This is a genomic window from Amycolatopsis magusensis (assembly GCF_017875555.1).
Classification (GTDB): domain Bacteria; phylum Actinomycetota; class Actinomycetes; order Mycobacteriales; family Pseudonocardiaceae; genus Amycolatopsis; species Amycolatopsis magusensis.
Genome location: NZ_JAGGMS010000001.1, coordinates 2,040,385 through 2,046,784 on the forward strand (window position 1 = coordinate 2,040,385; position 6,400 = coordinate 2,046,784).

The following is a 6,400-nucleotide window of genomic DNA, read 5'->3' on the forward strand; positions in this document are numbered from 1 at the left end:
TGCTGGTCCCGGTGGAATAAGCGCTCGCCATTCGTTGAATTCCGTCGTAAGTCGTCGGCCATTCGGGCGAGATGGGGATCACAACAGGTGATCTTCGGCGCGGACGGGTATTGCGCAACTCCGGTAATAATCCCGATCGTGCGGATTCGCCACGCTTGTCCATGGCTAAGGCTGCCCTAAAAGTGCCAGGTCAGTCGCCTCGGATCCACTGGCGGGCCGGATAAATCGGTGAACTTTCCAGTAGCTGCGTACGCAGTCCCGAAGTGGTGCCGTTTGTCCGAATTGAAGTCCGCGTCAACGGATTCCGCCATTGGAGTGGTGCTCCTTTTGTCCTTCTCGAGCCCTGTGTTACTAGCCCAGGTGGGGCCGGATGTGCTGCGGTGTGGGCTGCTCCGGGCAACCTTGACAGCCCTGAGTCGCCAACTTATGGTCGGGACGGTAGTGAATTCCGCGCTGACGTGCACGGGTGGGACCGTGTGCAACTCGTCGGTTTCGTTCAAATAACTGGGGCGTCTTTTTATCGGCAGGGAAAATCGCGGCCGCTGAACCACGGCCGCGGTTCCGACTTGCCCGCCTTTTACCGGGTGTGGAGGTAGGTGCATGGAGCTCCGGCGGGTCCGCGTCGGCCTTCCGCAGCTGTCCGTCGGGGGGCTTTCGGAGAACTGGCTGTTCAAGGAGTTCGGTGATCTCCACTGGCAGCTGCTGCAGGACCGCTTCGGCCGTCCGGTCACCGAACTCCGCGACGCCGCCGGGCAGCGGCTGCTGCCTGCCTTCGTCCGCATCCGGCTGACGGCCGAGCCGTCGCTGCGCGCGTTCGCCGAGGGCGACGAATGCCGGTTCACCGGCGAACTCGGCCAGGTGGACGAGCACAGCTTCGCCGCCGACCTGGCCTTCGACGGCCCGGACGGGCGGGTGACCGCCCGCCTGCTCACCGTCTTCGTCCGCCGCGGCGAGGGCAACCTGCTCAGCCCCGGCGTGCCCGAACCGCCCGCCGAGAGCACGCCGCCCACCGCCGAGCACCTCGAGTTCCAGCGCGAATTCCTCGCCGCCCGCGGCGCCGATCGAACCGGGAAAGCCCTGTTCACCAGCGATTACCGGCTCAACCCGTACCACGACCTCAACGGCGCCGGCCTGCTGTACTTCGCCTCCTACCCGCACCTCAGCGACCACGGCGAGCGTGAATACCTCCGGCACAGCGGCCGCGGCGGCGACTGGGCCGTGGACGCCGCCACCGTCTCGCGTGACGTGCTCTACCTCGGCAACTGCGGCCCCGACGACGAGGTGCGGATCAGCCAGGACGCCTGTGAGTTCTCCGAGGGAGACAGTGGTCTGGTCCACTTGGCCGCCACGCTCACCCGGGCGTCCGACGGCGGCCCGCTGGCCCGGATCACCACGACCAAGCTGATCACCGCATCCGCGCCGGTCCCGGTGCGGCAGCAGGAAAACCTGGGCAGCAGCGCCGAACTGGCCGCCCGCCTCCAGCCGCTGCTCGCCGCCGCGCTGGACCTCGAACCCGGCGAGTTCACCCCGGACACCGACCTCCGGCGGCATGGTCTGGACAGCTTCGCGCTGACCACGTTCGCCGCGGCGGCCACCGAGGCGCTCGGTGCCGAGGTCGATCCGAGCCGCCTCTTCCAGGCGTTTTCCGTGGCGGACATCGCCGCGGTCTTAACCGGCGAAACCGGTGAGACCCGGAAAACCCGAGCGCCCGTGCAAGCCGAGCCCGTCAGCGACGACGCGATCGCGGTGATCGGCATGGCCGGGCGTTTCCCCGGTGCCGACTCGGTCGACGAGCTGTGGCAGGTCCTGGACCAGGGCCGCGAGACCATCGGCGAGGTGCCCGCCGACCGCTGGGACTGGCGCGCGCTGCGGGCCGAGCACCCCGGTCTCGGCGACAAGATCCCGGCCAGGGGCGGGTTCCTGCGGGACATCCGCCGCTTCGACCACGCCTTCTTCCACATCTCCCCGCGTGAAGCCGAGCTGATGGACCCGCAGCAGCGGCTGTTCCTGGAGGTCGCCTGGGCGGCCTTCGAAGAGGCGGGCTACGACGTGACCGGCCTGGACGGCAGCCGGATCGGCGTGTTCGCCGGTGCCTGCCACCAGGACTACGCCGCCCTGCTGCGCGAGCACCTGCGCGAGGCCGAGCCGCACCAGACGGTGGCGACCTCTTTCTCGATCATCCCGAACCGCGTGTCGTACGCCTTCGGGTTCGGCGGCAAGAGCGTCGCGGTCGACACGCTCTGCTCGTCTTCGCTGGTCGCGCTGGAGCAGGCGGTCCGCGCGCTGCGGGCCGGGGAGTGCACGCAGGCGCTGGTCGGCGGGGTCAACGTGATCTGCGATCCGGTCCAGCACGTGGCCTACGCACGCGCGGGCGTGCTCAGCCAGGACGGCCGCGTGCGCACCTTCGACGCCGACGCGAACGGCTACGTCCGCGGGGAAGGCGTGTGCGCGCTGGTCCTCAAGCCGCTCACGCAGGCCAGGGCCGACGGCGACCACGTGCACGGCGTGCTCCGCGGGGTCGCGGTCAACCACGGCGGCACGGCGCAGTCGCTCACCGCGCCCAACGCCGACGCGCAGGCCGAACTCGTGGTCCGCGCGCACACCGAAGCGGGCGCGGGAGCCGTCGGTTTCCTCGAAGCCCACGGCACCGGCACCGTGCTCGGCGACCCGATCGAGGTCGGCGGCCTGACCGCGGCCTTCGAGCGGCTCGCCTCGAGCGGCGAGATCACGCTCGGCTCGGTGAAGACCAACATCGGGCACCTGGAATCGGCCGCCGGCCTGGCCGGGGTGATCAAGGTACTGCTCGCGATGCGGCACCGGGTGCTGCCGGGCACGGTCAACTTCCAGCAGCTCAACGGCAGGATCAAGCTCGACGGCACGCCGTTCCGCGTGCGGTCCGGGCGCTCGGACTGGACCGGGCCGCTGCGGGCCGGGGTCAGCTCGTTCGGCATGGGCGGCACCAACGCGCACGTCGTGCTCGAAGCCGACACCGCGCCCGAACCGGCGACGACGGCCGCCGAGGGCACCCACCTCGTGCCGCTGTCGGCGAGGACGCCGGAAGCGCTGACCGACCTCGCTGCGAACCTGCTCGACTTCCTCGGCGGGGAGCCGCCTGCGCTGCCCGACCTGGCGTACACCGCACAGGTCGGCCGGGCCGCGATGGCCGAGCGGGTCATCTTCGCGGTGGCGTCGCTCGCCGAACTGCGTACCGCGCTGGAGTGCTTCCTCGCTGGTCAGCGGCCTGTCGACCTGCCTGAGCCGGCACCACGCTGGCTCTCCGGCGAGGAGGTGGACTGGGCAGCGGCGTATGCGGGCGGTCCGCGGCCGCGGCGGGTTTCCCTGCCGACCTACCCCTTCCGTCGTGACCAGCACTGGATCGTTCCCGAACCGCCGAAGTCCGCGGGTACGCGGCTGGTCAAGGAGTGGGTCGAGGCGCCGGCCGAACCGGCGTCACGGCCGGACGGCGTGGTGCTGGTGCTCGCCGGGCAGTACACGCCCGCGCTGGTGGCGGCGCTCGGGCCGGGCTTCCGCGCGACCGCCGACGGCGAGCGGGTGGCCGGGGTGCTCGACTGCGCCGCGCTGACCGAAGAGTCGTCTGTGGACAAACGAGCCGCGTTGCTGCGCGGCGTGCTCGCCGCGGGACCGGCCGTGGTGCTGCAGTTCACCCACGGTCTCCAGGCCTTTCGGAACCCCGAGCCGCGGCTCGACGGAGCACGGGCGGCCGGGCTGTACCGCGTGCTGGGCGCCGAATTCCCCTCGGTGACCAGCCGGACCGTCGACCTGGACTTCGGCATCGAGGACCTGCCGAGGCTCGCCGCCGCGATCATCGGCGAACTGGCCGTGGCCGATCGGGAAACCGAGATCTGCCACCGTGACGGTGTCCGCTACCGCCCGGTCCTCGTTCCGGCGCCCGCCGGTACCGGGGATCCGCTGGCGGAGCTGGCCGGTGGCGCGGTGGTGATCACCGGCGGGACCGGCGGGATCGGGCTGGAACTGGCCGCGCACCTCGCCGGGCTCGGCGTGCGGGAGCTGGTCCTGCTCGGCCGGACGCCGCTGCCGCCTCGCGCGAAGTGGGCCGCCCTCGCCGTCGACGAAACCACCGAGCCTGAGCTGCGCGAAAAGCTCCGGGCGCTGACCGCGCTGCTGGAAACCGGCGTCGGCCTGCAGGTTCGCACACACGGCCTGGACAGCGCGGCCACGCTCAAAGGCCTGATCACCCGGCTGCGCCGCAAGGCGGGAACGATCACCGGGTTCTTCCACTGCGCCGGGACGATCGCCGAGGCCGGGTCGTTCCTGCGCCAGCCGGAGGGCCTGTTCGCCGACCTGGCGGCGGCCAAGTGCACCGGCCTGGACACCGTGTGGGCGGCGTTCGGCGCGGAGAAGCCGCGGCTGACCGTGCTGTGCTCGTCGATCTCCGCCGCCGTGCCGCGACTCGGTGTCTCCCACACCGCGTATGCCGCGGCCAACGCCTACCTGGACTTCTTCGCCGCCGCCCATGACGGGCGCGACGGGCGGATCGTGCGCTCCCTCCAGTGGCCACTGTGGACGGCCACCGGCATGGGACGGCACCTGCGCAGCGGTTCGGCCGCGCTGGGCATCCCCGACCTGCGCGCGGACGAGGCGCTGGGCCTGCTGGCGGACGCCGTCGCCACGGACGCACCGGTGGTGCTGCCGTGCCACGCCACCACCGCCGACTTCGGTGACCTGCTGCGGGTCTCCCGTCCGGAACCCAAGGCGCCGGCCAAGGTGGCCGAACTGGTCGCCCGCGTGCTCAAGACCGACCTCGCCGAGCTACCGACGGACGCGACGTTCACCGAGCTGGGCGTGGACTCGCTGCTGCTGGCCGAGCTGGTCCGGGTGCTGGAGGACGAGCTCGGCCGCCCGGTCGACCCGTCGCTGGTGCAGGAACACCCGACCATCGACGAGCTGACCGAGGCGCTGGGCGGGGAACGCCCGGCCCCGGTCGTCCCGGCGAGTGCGCCCACGGTCGCGGCCGACGACGAGATCGCGGTGATCGGCATGGCCTGCCGCTTCCCCGGCGCACCCGACCCCGCGGCGTTCTGGCAGAACCTCCTCGACGGCCGCGACTCGATCACCGAGGTGCCCGCCGACCGCTGGGACGTGGCCGCGCTCTACTCGCCCGACGGCCGCCCGGGCACCAGCATCAGCAAGTGGGGCGGGTTCCTCGACGACGCCGCCGAGTTCGACCCGGACTTCTTCGGCTTCGACGAGCGCACCGCGGGCTACCTGGATCCGCTGGTGCGCAAGGCACTCGAGGTCAGCGCCGAATGCTTCCGCGACGCCGGGTACGCCGACGAGGAGGTCAAGGGCCGCCGGGTGGGAGTGTTCCTCGGCTCGCGCACCGCGAACTACCGCGAGCATCTGCGCCCGTTGCCGCGGGAGGCGATCGTCGGGCTCAACCAGAACTTCGTCGGCGCGCACGTCTCCCACTTCTTCGACCTGACCGGCCCGAACCTGGTGGTGGACACGGCTTGCTCGTCCTCGCTGGTCAGCGTGCACCTGGCCGTGCAGAGCCTGCGTTCCGGCGAGTCGGAACTGGCCCTGGCGGGCGGGGTGGACCTGCTGCTCGACGAGGACCCGTACCTGCTGCTCAGCGAGGGCAAGGCGCTCTCGCCGACCGGTCGCTGCCGCACCTTCGACTCGGCCGCCGACGGTTTCGTGCCGGGTGAGGGCTGCGGTGTGGTCCTGCTCAAGCCGCTGGCCGCGGCCCGCCGCGACGGCGACCGGGTGCTGGCCGTGCTGAGCGCCAGCGCGGTCAACAACGACGGCCGGACCATGGGCTACACCACGCCGAGCGGCCGGGCCCAGCGCGCGCTGATCCAGTCCGCTTTGGACAGTGCGGGGGTGGACCCGCGGGCCATCGGCTACGTGGAGACCCACGGCACCGGCACGATGATCGGTGACCCGATCGAGCTGCAGGCGCTGACCGCGGCCTACCGCGAGCACACCGCCGAGGCCGGGTACTGCGCGGTCGGCAGCGTGAAGAGCAACATCGGCCACACGCTGAGCGCGGCGGGCATCGCCGGGCTGCTCAAGGTGGTGCAGGTGCTGCGTCACCAGGTGGTGCCCCCGACCCTGCACTGCGCGAACCCCAACCCCCGTTTCGGTTTCGCGGACTCGCCGTTCCGGCCGGTCACCCGGTTGACCCCGGCCGAGATCGAGTACGCCGCGCTGAGCTCGTTCGGCTTCGGCGGCACCAACGCGCACGCGATCCTGCGCCGCGCGGACACCCCGGCCGGTCCGGAGCGGGCACCGCTGCCCGCGCCCGTGTACCGGCGGCGGCGGTTCTGGTTCGGCAGACCGGGCCGCCCCGACCAGCCCGCCCCGGTCCGGCGCCGTTCGGCGCGCCTGGAGCTGTCCTTCTCGAGCAGAGTCTGAT

General features: G+C 71.7%; 1 protein-coding gene. It reads left to right on the forward strand.

Annotated elements, in window-relative coordinates:
- The first annotated feature begins 600 nt into the window (after positions 1-600).
- Complete coding sequence (locus JOM49_RS09720) at positions 601-6,399, forward strand: beta-ketoacyl synthase N-terminal-like domain-containing protein (protein ID WP_209663995.1); 5,799 nt, start codon at positions 601-603, stop codon at positions 6,397-6,399.
- Position 6,400 lies beyond the last annotated feature (1 nt).